Source organism: Affinundibacterium macrobrachii, from assembly GCF_014652415.1.
GTDB lineage: Bacteria > Pseudomonadota > Gammaproteobacteria > Burkholderiales > Burkholderiaceae_D > Undibacterium > Undibacterium macrobrachii.
The window spans coordinates 152,696-169,423 of the sequence record NZ_BMYT01000006.1; the positions used below are offsets into that span (position 1 = coordinate 152,696).

Consider the following 16,728-nt stretch of genomic DNA (forward strand, 5'->3'; position numbering starts at 1 on the left):
AGTAAGCTGATAATGCCATTAGTCAGTGTCTCTGTCTATGCTGGTGAGTGGAACGAGTGTGCAGCACCAAAGCGTATCCGTACAATTTGAACCGCTTTGTTTGCACAACTATCTTAGTTGAGAGGCGGAGTAAGATGGCTCCGCTTCATTAACTTATTCGGTTGGAATAGTTGGTGTGATTTATTTGCGCAATACCGCTTGGATCATGGTTTCGTTATATGCAGTCGAACTACGATCGCTCTCATCCATGAGCTTTTTCCATAGTTGTAAAACGTCGGTGTTGTAGCTTTTGAAGCGTTTAAATCCGCATGCATACGCGATACGTACAGAATCTTTGGTGTTGTCACATTCTTTGATTAACTTCTCTTCAAATTCGGTAACTGCTTCTTTTGACCATAACCCAGTTCTAAGTAGGGTCTCTGTGGTAATCGCGTCAGCACCACCTTCATTGATCCATGATTCGGGGAATGAAGTCCAAGCGCGATTGGGAATCGATTGCCAGATATGCGCTAGCTCATGCGCGATCATATAAGTGAAACGATTGCGGCTTTCGGGTTTGTCGATAATGCTTTCGTTGCCTGCTAATCGATAAGCCAATTGACCAGGTAAGGCGCCACCGCTGATGGAGTAACCTTTTAAATGCAAGTCACGGATCGCAAAGAAAATCATTGCTGGCTCGCTTGGTATGCGTTCAAATGATTTAGCATAAGACGCGGTTACCCGTTCGGTGGTGTTTGCCAAGACTTCGCGCATCCATGCCGGTGTAAGTGGGTCAAGCACCAAGATGCCGTGCGAGGCAACGATAGGTTCTTGTGGGCCAAAATACGCAAATAGGCCAACACCTTCCTGCGCCTTTTGTGGCAAGACGATTTTTTCACCAGGTAATCCATGCGCTATAAATCGAGTCTTGAGCGGACGACTCACACCAGCTATGCTGACTTGACCAGTTAGATGTCCTAAAAACAGTGCGACTCCGCCATCAGAAAAGTGAATCATCGGCACATATTGATTATGTGAGAATGGGTGATACGATTTGACCTCAATCGTCGCGCGTTGAAAGCGACCTTGCTCATGCTGTAATACTTCGCTGCCAGCCTTGCTGATAATTTTCATCGCTGGGGTGCTCGGCTTCCATGCATCTTGTCGGAACTGAACTACTGGTGGACCAAAATCAAAGGCATCGATCTCTTGTGAGAACTGATATTCGAATTCCCAATCATCCTTGCTTAAACGTTTGATAGTAATCGTCGCAGTCACGGTTTGTTGGGATTGTGCTTGCTCGTCTTGCTGTTTTGTAGCTTGGTTCGAAACCGTATCAGCGGCTTTGCTATATAAGCTGCTTAGGCTGGTGAAGCACAAGATGATGCCTGCAATGATGCTAAATCGATTCATAGTTAACTCCTCTGTTTGGCTATTCGATTGCGATGGTGGTTGAGATGAACCATGCTCAAAGTGAGCATCGACTCTCGACGATAGCGAGAAAAGTTTGGATCGTAGCGTCGATTGGTGTGAGGCGCGTTTAGTTTGCGATACAGCGACAAATTAGAGGAATAGTCTGCACAATCGATGCACGTATTGTGCGGATCTGTAAATTGAAATGACTATGTAGAGGATGGAATCCGAGCTGTGAATAAAATCGAAACAGCGGAAGCGGTGCTTCAATCAAAGCGGTCGAGATTGAATCACGACTGCTTTGATAGAGAATAAATCCAAGCGATTTACAGTAAGTCTAATGGTGGAATCGCGCGAGGTTTGCGATGTTCGTCAGTTGCTACATACGTTAATGTGGCTTCGGTGACTTTGACGGTATCTGCTTGTAGTCGATTACGTTCTGCATATACCTCAACCGATACGGTGATTGAGGTATTGCCGACCTTGATAACCTCTGCGTAGAAAGACAATAAATCACCGACAAACACCGGTTGTTTAAATAAGAATGAATTCACCGCAATCGTCGCCACCCGTCCATTCGCGCGGCGTGCAGCCGGCACAGCACCAGCAATATCGACCTGCGCCATAATCCATCCGCCGAACACGTCGCCATGAATATTGGCATCCGACGGCATAGGCATGACGCGTAAGGTCGGCATGCAATTGGGTAATGAAGTTTTTGAGCTTTCTGACATGGCTTTCTCTCTAAGATCGATTGAACGCGATACAATCGCATGAATATACTTTGTAGACTTGATTCTCATACGCATTGCCCCAACATCAAGTCAACACGTCTTCGTATCTATTTCTATTGCTAGGCATCGCTAGTAAATAAATGGCTTGCATTGATTGCTTGCACTAATCATTTGCATTAGTTATTAACATTAGTTATTAGCATTAATTATTAGTGCTAATAATTTGTATTAATTGCCAAATCATTTATCGCATTTATCATGCTGTGGCGCAATAAAGTTGAATAATATAGTAAATCCTTTTTTGATGGTAAGCCATGCGTCGCGACTCTCGTCCTTCTTCTCCTGCTAGTCCTAATGCCGTTCGCGGTGATTGGTCCACTGTAAAGACCTTATTGCCTTATTTATGGGCATACAAATGGCGTGTGTTATTAGCGCTGAGTTTTTTGGTTGGAGCTAAGTTAGCCAATGTCGGCGTGCCTTTAGTTCTAAAAGAATTGGTTGATCGCTTAACGGCAAATCCTAGTAGCCCAGTGAGCTTAATGGTATTGCCGGTGAGCGTGTTAATCGCTTATGGCGTGTTGCGTTTATCTACCACCTTATTTACAGAATTACGTGAATTTGTATTTGCCAAGGTAACGCAAAGAGCAGTGCGCACCATCGCTTTGAAGGTGTTTAGGCATTTGCATGCCTTGTCTTTACGTTTTCATTTAAATCGACAAACCGGCGGAATGACGCGCGACATCGAGCGTGGTACGCGGGCGATTTCTTCTTTGGTGTCATTTGCTTTATTTAGCATTGTGCCGACTTTATTAGAAATTGGTTTGGTATTGACTTACTTATTTCTGCAATACGATAAATGGTTTGCGATTATCACAATCGCTGCCTTGATTATTTACATCGTGTTCACGATTGCGGTCACTGAGTGGCGCACGAATTTCCGTCGCACTATGAATGATCTCGATTCAAAAGCCAGCACCAAAGCAATTGATTCACTACTCAATTATGAGACCGTGAAATATTTTGTCAACGAAGAATACGAAGCACAGCGCTACGATCAAGGTTTGCAGAGTTACGAAAAAGCCGCAGTCAAATCGCAAACAACTTTGTCGATGTTAAATGCGGGCCAATCTTTGATTATCGCCACCGCAGTCACTTTAATTTTATGGCGTGCCGCGCAAGGTGTGATCGACCAAACGATGACGCTTGGCGACTTAGTATTGGTCAATGCTTTTATGATTCAGTTGTATATCCCCTTGAACTTTTTGGGAGTCTTATATCGCGAGATCAAACAAAGCTTGGCGGATATGGAAAAGCTATTTAGCTTGCTCGATCAAAACAAAGAAATTGCCGATAAGCCAGCAGCACCAGTATTGCAATTGGCTGGCAATGCATCGCCAGAAGTGGAATTTAAGCGCGTGAATTTTAGTTACGAAGAGAAGCGTCAAATTCTATTTGATCTTGATTTCACGATCGCTGCTGGAACCACGACAGCTGTGGTCGGGCACAGTGGTTCAGGCAAGTCAACGCTGTCGCGTTTGCTGTTTCGCTTCTACGATATTCAATCTGGCAGCATTCATATTGGCGGTCAAAACATTATGGATGTGACGCAGCATTCTTTGCGCCAAGCAATTGGCATCGTGCCGCAAGATACTGTCTTATTCAATGACACCATCGGTTACAACATCGCTTATGGCAAACCCGGCGCAACGAAAGAAGAAGTGATTGCAGTTGCTAAGGCTGCGTATATTCATGATTTTATCGAGAGCCTGCCAGATGGCTACGAAACCATGGTCGGTGAGCGTGGCTTAAAATTGTCTGGCGGTGAAAAACAACGTGTCGCGATTGCGCGTACTTTACTCAAGAATCCGGTGGTAATGATTTTTGACGAAGCGACTTCGGCACTTGATTCAAAATCGGAACAAATGATACAAGCGCAATTAAAGCAAATTGCCAAGAGCCGCACCAGCTTAGTCATCGCGCATCGCCTATCGACAATCGTCGATGCACAGCAAATTTTAGTGATGGACAAAGGGCGCATTATTGAACGTGGTACGCATACAGAATTGATGGCACTCGCAGGTGCGTATGCGCAAATGTGGGAGCGACAACAGCATAGTTATGATACGGCTAGCAATGCAATTGAAGCTGAATCTTAATTTTATGCGATCGAATTTTGCAGGCTGTTCACAATAGATTCACGATTTGTGGAGCGCACTTCAGTGTGTTTTGTGTTGTCAGTGTCAATGTTTGAGTCTAACTTTTAATATTATTTATCTCAAAATAATCTATGGAAACCAAATGGCTAGAAGATTTCGTCTCCTTGGCGGAAACCAATAGTTTTAGTCGTTCTGCCGAATTGCGGCACGTAACGCAGCCTGCGTTTTCGCGACGCATACAATCCTTAGAAGCCTGGTTAGGCGCTGATTTGATTGATCGAACTTCTTACCCAACGCGCTTAACAAATGCGGGTGAAATATTCTTTGAACAAGCGATTGCAATGCTGGGGCAAATCAACAATGCACGCGCCTTATTGCGCGGCAAGCGCACTTCGATTCAGACTACCGTCGACTTTGCAGTGCCGCATACTTTGTCCTTAACCTTTGTACCGAAATGGCTGAGTGAATTGCATAGCAATTTTGGCGAGATCAATAGCCGATTGTTAGCTTTGAACGTACATGATGCGGTGATGAGTTTGGTAGAAGGTGGTTGTGATCTTATGCTTTGCTATCACCATCCACAACAGCCCTTGCTGTTAGATCCTGCACAATACGATATGATCAGCATGGGAACTGAAACCTTACGTGCTTACGCGCGCTGTGATAAAGCAGGTCAGCCAGATTTCATTTTGCCTGGCACTATTGAAGAACCCTTACCGTTTTTGGCATACGCTAATAACGCGTATCTTGGACGCATGGTGGATTTGATTCTGACGCAAACCAAGCAAGCACTGCATCTCGACAAATGCTACGAGACCGACATGGCAGAAGGTCTCAAAATGATGGCGCTTGAAGGTCGAGGCATTGCGTTTCTTCCAGAATCTGCGGTAACACGTGAGCTAAAGCAAAAGCAGTTAGCACGCGCGGATGGTGGTGCAGATGCATGGGAAGTACGTATGGAAATCCGCTTGTACCGTGAGCGTCCATCAGAACAAAAGCCCGGTAAGCCAGTCGTCGCTAAATTATGGGATTATTTGACGCAAATGAGTGCGTTAGCGAGCAAATCAAAGACAGTACGCTCACAACGTTAGATCGTGCCACGTTAGATTGTGCAATGTTAGATTGTTTATGCAGTCGATGTTAGACTAAGCCAAATCAAATTTGAATGTAGTAAAGGAGAAAAGTATGACCCCGCAAACGCTGAGTAGACCTAAGATTGTTGTTTCCACATTAGATGCGGAGCGCATCGAGCAATTGCTGGATGGTCTTCCACACAATGCAGCAATTAAAGACGAATTAGAAGCAGAGTTGCTGCGTGCCGATGTCGTTGAACCGACCGAGATTCCAGCCAATGTGGTGACGATGAACTCCACCGTCAGATTTAAAGTCGCATCTTCACCGGAAGAATTCGAATTAACTTTGGTATACCCAAAAGATCTCGACGCCAGCGGCAAGAAAATTTCAATCCTTGCCCCAATCGGCAGCGCCTTACTCGGTTTAACACAAGGTGACCAAATCCAATGGCCAACACCAGACGGCGGCGTGCAACAGGTAACGATACAAGAAATCACCTATCAGCCAGAACGAAATGGTGAGTATCACCGCTAGCCAGAGATTAATTCTTACCTGAGTTAATAAGGCGACCGCTCTCAGTTTGCCCACACAATCAGGCCGGCAAAGTTTTTTTAAAGCATAGCCTGTTGTGTTTGAATCTCTTTGAGAGTTCGACCCGCTGAATCTTTCCACTCGATCCGTCCATTGGCGCTGCGTCCTAATACGATGGCCGCTGCTGTCGATGGGCTGCTGAAACTGTAGTCTTGTGTGAACACGTAGTCTTCGCCAGCTTTATTCAGTACACCGTTTGACATTAAATCTTCGCGTAGATCCAAGATGCCGCGCATTTGATCGCGCATTGATGGTGTGATTGAGCCGCTTGCTTGTGAATTTGTTTTGACGATGAAGCCTTGATTGGATTCGTAGCCTTCTGCCTTAAGACCTTTTCCAGAGCAAAAGAGCTTCGTCAATTTTTGCGACTCCGTCGTGTTTGTGCGAGCTATCTCGAAGGCGCTGATGCCGAGTACTGGCAGCATACTCAACATATGATCTAGAAACACCATCATGTCTGCACGATCAGCCTCGGAGAGTGTGGGTTCGTTCTCTGCTTTGATGTTTTCCAAACGAATGCGTTTGGCGTCTTTGGCGCGTTGAATTAATTGTGCTTCCAAAAATTGCACATGTGCTTTGTTGAGATGACCCGGTCCAGCGACGAAAAATACTGCACGTGTCCAGAAATCTTTATTGCTGTAATGGCTTTCTAAACGAGGTTTTACTGGATCACCTTCTCCGATGTACATCATCTCACCATCAGCATCCGGTCTTGGTCCCATCAAGATGTAAATGCCGGTCTGTGCGAACTCATCTCTCTGTTTGATGGACGGTAACAGGCCTCTTGGAAAGACGAGTGCTTTGCCTATCCAGTTGCTACGTTCAACGATGCGAAGGCCGTCTGGGTCGCCTGTGGATACGAATATTTTTAGGGAAAATGGTGGGGACATAAATGAATTCCTCTACCGCTTTGATTTAGAAAAGTTGTTATTTTTAATGGAAAAGGAGATCGACCATGTCGCTATCTATTCAAGGCTCAGTTAAACGAAATTTTTTAGGAAATCCGCAAGTGCCTCTCCTGGATCATCAATTTCAGAGGACAGCATATTGATACCCCACTGATCAAGAATCGCTTCTTGGATGGGATTTGGATTTGGTGAAAAAATATATGATCTCGGCTGGGTGCCACCGCTATCATTTGTCTTCCAGAGTTTTGACAGTTTATAGAACAGGAGTCTTATGTTGATGTCTGTCAAGCTATAACCAATAAATAAGACGGACTTCCCAAGGACATCTGATCTAAGTTTTATGTCTAGTGGTGTTTCAAACCCCAATCTTTCAAAATAACTTGTCTCATCGAGAACAATGGATTTATCGTCGTCGAAGTCACCATGAAATTTTACAATTTGTGTGCCTTTTCCACTAATGCTCGTTAAGTCAGCGACAGATACAATTTTTTTATATGGCTTCTTGTAGTGATCAAACGCTAGTTCAACCCAGCGATCATAATTTGTCGTGTAAATAATGGGAAATTTTGAATTTGCAATATGTTCGTGAACTTTGGATGTCTCCACTTTAATGTCGGGAGAATGCCAGGTTCTATCCATCCAGCTTCGAAGTTTTCCTAAGCTTCCTTTTTTCACTCGATAGTATTCAGCCAACGCCAAGTCAGTCCCTAGTGTTTTATAAATTTCAGGATCGTATTCGAGTTCAGTCGCGATTTTTTCGATTAGTTGCTTCCAAGATGGCAGACCTAAATTCATCGACACACCAGCGCCAATGAAAAGAATAACGTTACCTTGCTTGTATGATGAAATGAGTTGCTCCATTACTCGTCTACCTTCTTAAGAAATTCTTTAAATTTGTCGAAAGCTATTTTTCGCATCGAAATTTCATTCTTTCGAATTGTCCCCATTTCTGCAAAGCTTTCGGATTCACCTTCTGGAATGAAAACACAGTCCCATTGAAATTTCTGCTGACCTTTTGGCGAGCTTGGTATCGTGCCTCTAATACTGCCCTCGAATAAGTGAATTTTTTTTGAGTCGCAGTAGCCAATGACTGTTTTTGCGACTAGCGTTGTATTCGGTCCTTGTCCGAAGAGTTCAGTAAATCTTACGGCTTCCAATTTATCCCAAAATATTTGCGTAAGCCCCCCAGGAAATTCGTTTAAACTCTCGATGTAAAGACCGGTATGTTCGACGAAAACGGGTTTTCCGGTTATGTGAAAAGCTTTGAGTAGTTTGTCCCTGACGAGTTTGTCAACATCTTCTGTTTGAATTTCATCGATGGATTTTGGAACCGGAATTACTTCAATATTTGAGTCCGCAAGAATAGCTTTTACCTCATCTATCTTATGGGGGTTTTTTGAGATGAATCGTAGTTTCACGTTAGTCCTTTAATAAAGCTGTATTTCTTTTGTTTTTCAAACATATTTTGAAGATGTTCTAAATTTTCTGTTTCATTGTAGAAGCACAAGTAATCATCACTCAGTCCTGATGCGTGAATTGATGGGTTGTCGGAGCAAATGACAAAAGGTACGCCCAATTTGATGAATTCGACGACAGGGTGTTTCTCATTTTCTTCGATCGCACCAGTTCGACGATTGCTGATTGGACATACTTCAACGCAAATATCATTTTTTTGTAACAATTCCATGACTGCAGCGGATTTATATGCGGCCGTGCCATGCCCAATACGGTCGGCTTTGAACCTAACAATTGCATCCAAAATATTACCGGCATTTCCAGTTTCTCCCGCGTGGATAGTAATGTTTAACCCAAAATCATTTTTTGCTTTTTCGAAGAGATACCCTAGTTCCAAAGGTGAAGTTGTATCCTCGTATCCTGCAAGATCGATTCCGACTACAAAATCAGGGCGATCCAAGTTCTTGAAAGCCTCAAGTAGCGCGCTCAGATGTGTACAAGCAAAATTACCTCTAGACACGGTAAGGATGAGCCCAGCTTTAATTTTGTATTTGGACGAAGCATTTTTTATTTCGTCAATCAACCAAGATAGGGCGGTTTCGACGTCGACATTATTGAGTTTAGACAGATAAAGAACACTGCTACGCAATTCGACGAACTGTATGTTTTGTTCCTTCAAATTGCTAAATGCGTTATCAACGATCATGGCTAAATTAGCTCGACTCTTTGGAATTAGTCTAAGCACTTCCCATGGTTTCAGATATGTCTCCAAATTTCTTGCAGGCGTTAATATTACGAGGTCCTGGTTCAAGTCGAATCCAGGTGGTATTGATGTGTATTCTTGATGCAGTAGCTTTCTTACTATGTCTGTACTCACAAGGCCATTTAAATGAACATGTAATTCACCTTTTGGATAGTGTTTAAACAAATTTTGCGTTTTCATTAATTTATGATTAAACCGTATGCTTTGAACTGAAAATGAAGTCAATCCAGTAACGCCTTACTTTGACAACTGATGTGCCAGTAAAACTCGCTTGTTTTTGAAGAAATTGAAGTTCTTATTCACCAATAATTTCTCTCATCCGAAAACGTGCTAAAGCAAGCGTTGCTGTCGCTGTCGCGGATGAAAGAATGCCAGCCACCAAGATTGCTATTGCCAGTTGTGGCTTGGAATCGGTGCTAACCATGAAAAAGGCGATAAATGCTAGGAGAGATCCCATTACACACCAAAGAAAAATTGCTAAAACTCTCGCCTTTATCATTGGGTAATCGGGCCATTCTAGAATGATTTTTTTTGCGCCGGTTGGTGCTAACAAATCCAACCCTTCTTTGTAGCAAAAGCCAAGTAGCCCCAATGGGATCATTGCGGCGCCAAGCCCAAAACCGATGCTTTCTTTTATCGGTTTCACAAAGACATCAGCTAATGACGGTTGAAAAGTGTAAATAAGAAAAGGAAGACAACCAATCAGCAATTCTGGCGAAATAATTGTCAGTCTCAAGATGTCCTTAAATTGTTTCATGGATGTTCTAGGCCTCGTTCTTCAGTGTGTCTTCTAAACACATCGACTGCATGCTGGTAGAGTAATTTCGGGTTTGGCTCACCCTCAAACATGAAGCTCTTTTGGTTTTCACTTGTGCGGATAACGACATCGCGTGCTTCTTCTATACCCTTGATGCGTGCGTGGCCGTAGCCGTCGGCCGCCATGAGTAAAGCCGCATCACCGACCCCGTCGAGTAAAGGTTCCATAAGCTCGACCATGTTCTTTGATGTGTTATCGTCGAGAACCGCAACGGCGATACTTTTCAAATTGGTTTCGATTCCACTCGGTGCGGTTTCCTTGAACGATGCTTCTACTAATTTACGTTTTAGTAGGTACTCAGAAAGCGATTTCCAACAAGGGCCAAATAGAGGATTTGGAGGTTTCACCGTTGCATTGAGCTCGGTAATTTTGTCGAGTTTTGAGAGTCTAGCTACAAACGTTCTTAGATCGACGATTGGTTCAATATCGCAGCCTACAAAAAATTTCTGATGACGCATTTCGACCAGTTCTTTGAATACTTTCTCAAATTGCTCACTAGGAAAAACACCCCAGATATGTCGATAGGTAATTCCGCTAAAGCCAGGAATATAAACGAAGGCACTCGCGGCATCTATTCGATTTAAAACTGGCGTTTCTGCGGATGTATGTTGTGCCTCTTGGACAACCTCTACTGCTCCGAGTTGCTTGTACTTAGCAATTTTTGCGAAGTAACCAATTTCTTGACCAGGGCCATCAAATTTTTCAAAATCAATGAAGCTGTATTTGGTACCTCGATATTCAATAATGATGGGATTCTGCATTGCCTCCACAATTTTCTTGGAAGTCATCTCGCCTCGTTTTAAGACTCGGCCCAAGTAATAACGTGTTAGTTTTCCCATCTTTTACTTTCCTTACTTTTGAAGTGTAATCGCAAAATTAAAGAACAAATTGTTTAGCTAGCTTGCATTTCTAATTAGGCTTAGTTTCTGAATTGATAGGGACTTGCTCGACCAGTTTGAGAGTCATCTTGTGGGAGCATGCTCAATCAGGACGTCGGCAAGTTTTTGTTGAGATCGGCGCATGTTGGTGATGCGTGATTTTAGTTGATCACATAAGACCATTAGTTGGCCTACTTTGGATACTATCCTGTGTTGTTCATTAATCGGTGGAACCGGAATTGGCAAGTTGTTTGATACAGCTAAGTATAGGCACGGCTGCGCGTTCTGTTTTACGCCGGCCCAAATAGTTTTCTGCAGAGAAGGACTACGCAAAGCCATCGTTAGGTATCGAATATTGATCAGTAAAGGTTTGACTAACGTGACACTTCTAACAATTACCATGTCACGATGATCCTCAATCATTGTTAGTCTTCCAATTGTCGCTCCAACAGAGACGATTAGAATGTCATTGGGTTCTGGTTTGCAGCGATTCCAGCACTTGGATGCAACATCAAAATCCACAAAGTCTGTGGTTGTATAATCCATGCTACCGTCACGAACGTTCTTCGCTGTGATAAGCGGTATCTTCGTATTGTCAGTTGTTCGTTCAGGAGTTAAATGTTCACCATCTGTGATTTGCTTAGCACAATTTATCATTCGGGTCCAACTCCACCCACTTGGCAATTTAAACAGCTCCTCGCTGTCGCTAACCGTCGCAAGAGCCTTATCTTTCTTGATCTTTCCCTCAGCAACCAACTTCGCTTTCTCAGCCTGTATCCGTTTAAGCAACTCACTCGCCGGTTCATCATTCGGATCTTGTCGTACGAGTTTGCCCATGACGGCGAGTTGGAGGATGGTTTGTTTTAGGGCTTCTATGCAGGATTCTGTGGTGAAGAGTGTGTCGAAGTGATCGGCGATGCGTTGCCAGTTGGCGTTGAAGTCGTCGGGGTCTTGTGATTGCGTGAGTGTGCCGAGCAAATGGCTGACCAGTTGCTCGTGTGCTTCTGCTGCGTTGTTGTGTTGATGTTCTAGTTGATCACATAGCACCATGAGTTCGTCTATTTTGGCGACTATGCGGTGTTGTTCGGCTAGGGGGGGCGTAGGTATGCAATATTGTAACAGTTCATCTTGTCGAATTCCTGCAACGGTCATTCCGCTACCAATAATCTTTAAGGTCCCGTAGAAATTTATAAAGTAATCGATATCAAGGAATGATGTAACTTTGAGGGCCTTGAGGTCTTGATTTATTGCGACATTCATCGCGGCAATCGCTATCTTTCCTAGTCCCATTCTTGTGCAGATAATTAGATCGCCCTTTTGCGCAAGTTTACTTCCCGCATCTAGCCCTTTCTGAGTAATGAAATCTTGAGTAGATTCAAGAAATTTTTCTACATTCAAGTCTTTAACACTCGCCCAAGGTATGTCGCCGTTCCAGAATTCGGAATTGTTTTTACTTGGCGTTCCGCCGCTGATTATGTTCAGAACAAAATCATTTAACCTTGCCCACTCCCAACCATATGGCAATTTAAATGGTTTCTCTTCGGTGGTTATTTCTGGTAGCGGCTTGCCTCCCTTAATCTTTCCATCTGCGATCAACTTAGCTTTCTCAACCTGAATCCGCTTCAACAATTCACTAGCAGGCTCATCATTCGGATCTTGCGGCACCAACTTTCCGCGCACCGCGAGCTCCAAAATCAACTCGCGCAGTTTTTTAATGCCATACACGCTGTTCGCACTTCCAGAAACGCGGCCACGGCCTGACTTCTTTTCAGTATCCGCTGCTGTCCAAATTTCGAGATGATCTGTGATCAGTTTGTGTACTGCGCTCATTTATTCCTCACCTTTCAATGCTTTGGTTAGGATGTCTTTGAGTTGATGGCGCAGATCGCTGATCTCGTTTTGCATTTGCGCGTATTGCGCTAACAATTCTTCTGGATCGTGTTGTTCTTGTTCGCCAACGTGAGGGTTCTTACAATCGAGGTTGTAGTTGCGTTCTTTGATCTCGGCGATGCTAACTTTCCACGCTTGTGGTGTTTCTGTACGTTGTGCATAGCCGTCCGCCTCGCTTCCCCACCATGCTTTTTCGGTGGCGAATTCTTCGATGCGCATGGGTTTGGATTTGTTGTAACTCTTCACGCCTTCAGGGTAGGGGTGTTCGTAGAACCATGTCTCTTTGGTTGGCGTGCCTTTGGTGAAGAAAAGCAGATTGGTTTTGATGCCGGTGTAAGGCGCGAAGACGCCGTTGGGCAAGCGCACAATGGTGTGCAAGTTACATTCTTCTAAAAGCTTTTCTTTGATGCGGGTTTTGATGCCTTCACCAAATAAGAAACCGTCTGGCAAAACGAGGGCGGCGCGGCCATTGGCTTTGAGAAGCTGCATGATCAGCACGACGAACAAGTCGGCGGTTTCTCGGGTGCGAAAGGCGCTGGGGAAGTTGGTTTCAATGCCGTCTTCTTCCATGCCACCAAAAGGCGGATTAGTGACGATGACATCGACACGTTCTTTTGGGCCCCAACTGATCAAAGGGCGCGATAAGGTGTTGTCGTGACGAATATTGCTGGGCACATCGATGCCGTGCAGTATCATATTGGTGGTGCAGAGTAAATGCGGTAGCGGTTTTTTCTCGATACCGAAAATGCTGTTTTGCAGTTGCGCTTCATCGTCGACAGTTTTCACATCTTGTTTGCGAATATGTTCGATGGAGCACGATAGAAAGCCGCCGGTACCACAAGCAGGGTCCATGACTTTCTCACCCAAGCGCGGGTTGGTCATCTGCACCATAAATTCGGTGACGGCGCGTGGCGTGTAAAATTCGCCCGCATTGCCTGCGGCTTGCAAATCACGCAGCAGTTGCTCGTACATGTCTCCAAACAAATGGCGCTCTTGTGCCTTGTTGAAGTCGATGCCTTCTTGGATTTTGTTGATGACTTGACGTATCAACTGGCCGGACTTCATGTAGTTGTAGGCGTCTTCAAAAACAGAACGAATCACATAGGCGCGTTGATCGCCACCTTTGGCTTCCAAAGTTTGTAGGGCAGGGAAGAGATCATTGTCTAAAAACTGCTTGAGTTCGTCGCCTGTCATGCCCTCGGGATTAGCAGCCCAATTGCGCCAGCGGTATTTTTCAGGTAGCGGTGATTGGTAGTTGTCTTGTATGAGTTCCCACTCGGTTTCGCGGTCGTCAAAAATTTTGAGAAACAACATCCACACGAGCTGACTTAAACGCTGGGCGTCGCCGTCGACACCTACGTCTTTGCGCATGATGTCTTGAATGGATTTGATGGTGCTTGAGATGCTCATGGTGTTCTTTTCAGGTTCGAATGATTGTTGATTTTTGTGCTTCTTTAGAATTCGGTGCTCTTAAAACTCCCCTCTACCGCAAGCGGGAGAGGGGTTGGGGGTGAGGGCGTTCGAGAAATTAGATTTGATATTCATGTGCTTGTTTGTATCGTTATTCTTTATGCTTTGTGCGCGACTCAGGCTCCCTCACCCCAGCCCTCTCCCGCTTGCGGGAGAGGGAGTTAGAAGCAATTCGCTTTGTTTTTTTGTTGACAGTCTAGGCATATAAGTTTTGTTCCAATTCAGCTAGTGCCTCCATATAGGCTTGCTTTCCACCAAACGCAGAGACAAGCTCTGTGGCGCTGCCCATATTCTTGAATGGGTCGAGTGTAAGAATTTTGATGTCTTCGATATTCTCAATCCCCGTATCCGCATATTTTTCTAATAGAGTCTCTAAGACTTTGCGTGCTTGCTCACTATATTTCGCGAAGTAATTACGCTTTTTGACGTTGTTGGCACGCTCTTTTCTGGTGAGTGGTGGCTGGTCGAATGCGACGTGGCAGATTAGGTCAAAGGCATCGAGTTCTTTGCCGACTTCTTCTGCTAATGGTTCAAACAATACGCCATGTTGTTCTAACTCTTTGATGATAGCGGCCTTACGTTCGGCGCTTGTCCAGCGCTTTAAAAATTGATCGAGTGAAGTGTAATCTTTACGTACGGTGTTACGGGTGTAATCTTTGAGCGATTCGGTCATGAGTTTGCCGTCGCTGCCGTAGTATTGAACTCGTTCCGCGATCACGTGCACCGTTACGTCACCGAGAACGTACTTGATACGTCTGCCACCACCACTGATATCTGATCCAGGGATTTCATCATCGTCGATGGCATTATCTTTGTCGCTATCAGTTGATTGTGGGTCAGGCGTCACGTCAATATCATCGGGCGGCACCGGTGGTTCATCTTCCTTGGGTTCGTAGATCACCACGGGTTCGCCATCAAAATCTTTGTCGGCAAAAAGCTCGGTGGCTTTTTTAAAGTCCATGATGGTGAACCAGTATTTGTCGTAGTCTTCGTTGATGCGCGTACCGCGACCGATGATCTGTTTGAACTCGGTCATGGATTTGATGTGTTGATCCAGTACGACTAACTTACAGGTTTGTGCATCGACACCAGTTGTCATTAACTTGGACGTGGTGGCGATCACGGGATAGCGCTCTTCTGGGTTGATGAAGTTATCGAGTTCGGCTTTGCCTTCTTGTTCATCACCCGTAATTCGCATCACGTATTTGCGGTTTTCTTTGACTCGCTCTGGATTCAAATTGACGAGTGCTTGACGCATGCGTTCTGCGTGGTCGATGTCGTCGCAGAATACGATGGTTTTAGCAAAAGGATCGCTGGCTTTGAGAAAATCGGTGATCTTTTGCGCGACTAGCTCTGTGCGTTTTTCTAGTACCAAGGTGCGATCCATGTCGCTTTGGTTAAACACGCGGTCTTCGATTTCTTGTCCATATTTATCGAGCTGCCCTTTACGCGGACGCCAGCCTTGTAAATCGCGGTCGATATCAATACGCACGACTTTATATGGTGCGAGGAAGCCGTCTTCAATACCTTGTTTTAAGGTGTAGCTGTAAACGGGGTCACCAAAGTAGGTGATGCTGGAGACATCTTTGGTTTCTTTTGGTGTGGCGGTAAGACCAACGTGGGCCGCATTACTGAAATATTCAAGCACTTCGCGCCAAGCGGAATCTTCGGCAGCGCTACCACGATGACATTCATCGATTACGATGAGGTCAAAGAAATCTGGCGAGAATTGTTTATAGATGTTTTTCTCATCTTCATTTCCAGTCACTGCTTGATATAGGCTCAGATAAATCTCGTAGCTTTTATCGATTTGGCGTTTGCTGATTTTGGTCATCGCTGCGCCAAAGGGTTTGAAATCATTATTCTTGGTTTGGTCCACCAGAATATTACGGTCTGCTAAAAAGAGAATACGTTTCTTAGTGCCCGATTTCCACAAACGCCAGATGATCTGAAATGCAGTGTAGGTTTTACCTGTGCCAGTTGCCATGACTAGCAATACTCGTTGTTGGCCTCTGGCGATCGCCTCTACAGTATTGTTAATCGCATTGGCTTGATAGTAGCGAGGCGCGCGACCTGTGCCGTCGTCGTAGTAAGGCATTTCTATGGTCTGGACAGCCTCAGCAGTCGCGATGCCTTTCCAAACGCAATAGCGTTGCCAAAGTTCTGCTGGCGATGGGAATTGGTTAAGGCCTATTTCGGTCTCTGTCTTTGCAGCATTGCCTGTGCGGTCGTGAAATAGGAATGCATCGCCATTTGAACTAAACACAAATGGCACACCCAAGGTCTCGGCATAATTTAAAGCTTGTTGCATGCCATCGCCAATACTGTGCTTGTTGTCTTTGGCTTCGATGACGGCGATCGGAATATTTTTCTTGTGGTACAGGATGTAATCTGCACGCTTCTGTTCACCGCGTGTATGCAATTTGCCGCGCACGATAATGCGACCTTTGGTGAAGCTGACTTCTTCTCGGATTTGGGTATGCAAATCCCAGCCTGCTTCGAGGATGGCTGGGGTAATGTATTTGCTGCAGATATCGCGTTCAGTAAGGCTCTTTTTATCCATCGACTAATCCACTGTCCACCAAAATGAGGAGTGATGA

14 protein-coding genes are annotated in these 16,728 nt (G+C 44.8%); 3 read left to right on the forward strand and 11 right to left on the reverse strand.

Features of this window, described 5'->3' with window-relative positions:
- Nucleotides 1-180: 180 nt before the first annotated feature.
- A complete protein-coding gene (locus IE103_RS15870; RefSeq protein WP_189347116.1) occupies nt 181-1,392 on the reverse strand; it encodes a hypothetical protein in 1,212 nt (403 codons plus the stop codon).
- A 326-nt stretch (nt 1,393-1,718) separates the two neighbouring features.
- Nucleotides 1,719-2,126, reverse strand: coding sequence for an acyl-CoA thioesterase (locus IE103_RS15875; protein ID WP_189347117.1), 408 nt, complete (start codon nt 2,124-2,126; stop codon nt 1,719-1,721).
- Between the two features lie 314 nt (nt 2,127-2,440).
- Between IE103_RS15875 and IE103_RS15880 the strand changes: the two genes are divergently transcribed.
- The 3 genes from IE103_RS15880 (at nt 2,441) to rnk (ending at nt 5,890) form a co-directional block, all read left to right on the forward strand.
- A complete protein-coding gene (locus tag IE103_RS15880) occupies nt 2,441-4,282 on the forward strand; it encodes an ABCB family ABC transporter ATP-binding protein/permease (RefSeq protein WP_189347118.1) in 1,842 nt (613 codons plus the stop codon).
- 131 nt (nt 4,283-4,413) lie between these two features.
- On the forward strand, nt 4,414-5,373 hold the full coding sequence (locus tag IE103_RS15885; protein ID WP_189347119.1) for a LysR substrate-binding domain-containing protein: 960 nt from the start codon (nt 4,414-4,416) through the stop codon (nt 5,371-5,373).
- A 94-nt stretch (nt 5,374-5,467) separates the two neighbouring features.
- Complete coding sequence (gene rnk / locus IE103_RS15890; RefSeq protein ID WP_189347120.1) at nt 5,468-5,890, forward strand: nucleoside diphosphate kinase regulator; 423 nt, start codon at nt 5,468-5,470, stop codon at nt 5,888-5,890.
- Nucleotides 5,891-5,967: 77 nt separating this feature from the next.
- Here rnk and IE103_RS15895 read toward each other — a convergent pair whose 3' ends face one another.
- From IE103_RS15895 to hsdR, 9 genes are all read right to left on the reverse strand, one after another.
- Nucleotides 5,968-6,837, reverse strand: a complete 870-nt coding sequence (locus IE103_RS15895; RefSeq protein WP_189347121.1) for a GIY-YIG nuclease family protein — start codon at nt 6,835-6,837, stop codon at nt 5,968-5,970.
- A gap of 90 nt (nt 6,838-6,927) precedes the next feature.
- The gene (locus IE103_RS15900; RefSeq protein ID WP_189347122.1) at nt 6,928-7,716 is read right to left on the reverse strand and encodes an SIR2 family NAD-dependent protein deacylase; all 789 of its coding nucleotides are present in this window, start codon (nt 7,714-7,716) and stop codon (nt 6,928-6,930) included.
- A complete protein-coding gene (locus IE103_RS15905) occupies nt 7,716-8,273 on the reverse strand; it encodes a non-canonical purine NTP pyrophosphatase (RefSeq protein WP_189347123.1) in 558 nt (185 codons plus the stop codon). Before IE103_RS15905 ends, IE103_RS15900 begins: the two co-directional genes overlap by 1 nt.
- Nucleotides 8,270-9,253 carry an adenosine deaminase family protein gene (locus tag IE103_RS15910; RefSeq protein WP_189347124.1) on the reverse strand — a complete coding sequence of 328 codons (984 nt, stop codon included), beginning with the start codon at nt 9,251-9,253 and terminating at the stop codon, nt 8,270-8,272. The genes IE103_RS15905 and IE103_RS15910 overlap by 4 nt, the downstream gene beginning before the upstream one ends.
- A gap of 115 nt (nt 9,254-9,368) precedes the next feature.
- Nucleotides 9,369-9,830 (reverse strand): hypothetical protein, encoded by a 462-nt coding sequence (locus tag IE103_RS15915; protein ID WP_189347125.1) that lies wholly within the window; start codon nt 9,828-9,830, stop codon nt 9,369-9,371.
- Entirely contained in the window at nt 9,827-10,729 is a 903-nt protein-coding gene (locus IE103_RS15920; RefSeq protein WP_189347126.1) for a hypothetical protein, read from the reverse strand. The genes IE103_RS15915 and IE103_RS15920 overlap by 4 nt, the downstream gene beginning before the upstream one ends.
- 123 nt (nt 10,730-10,852) lie before the next feature.
- Nucleotides 10,853-12,598 (reverse strand): restriction endonuclease subunit S, encoded by a 1,746-nt coding sequence (locus IE103_RS15925; RefSeq protein WP_189347127.1) that lies wholly within the window; start codon nt 12,596-12,598, stop codon nt 10,853-10,855.
- A complete protein-coding gene (locus IE103_RS15930; protein WP_189347128.1) occupies nt 12,599-14,068 on the reverse strand; it encodes a type I restriction-modification system subunit M in 1,470 nt (489 codons plus the stop codon). It lies immediately after the preceding gene.
- Between the two features lie 256 nt (nt 14,069-14,324).
- Nucleotides 14,325-16,691, reverse strand: coding sequence for an EcoAI/FtnUII family type I restriction enzme subunit R (gene hsdR / locus IE103_RS15935; protein WP_189347129.1), 2,367 nt, complete (start codon nt 16,689-16,691; stop codon nt 14,325-14,327).
- Nucleotides 16,692-16,728 lie beyond the last annotated feature (37 nt).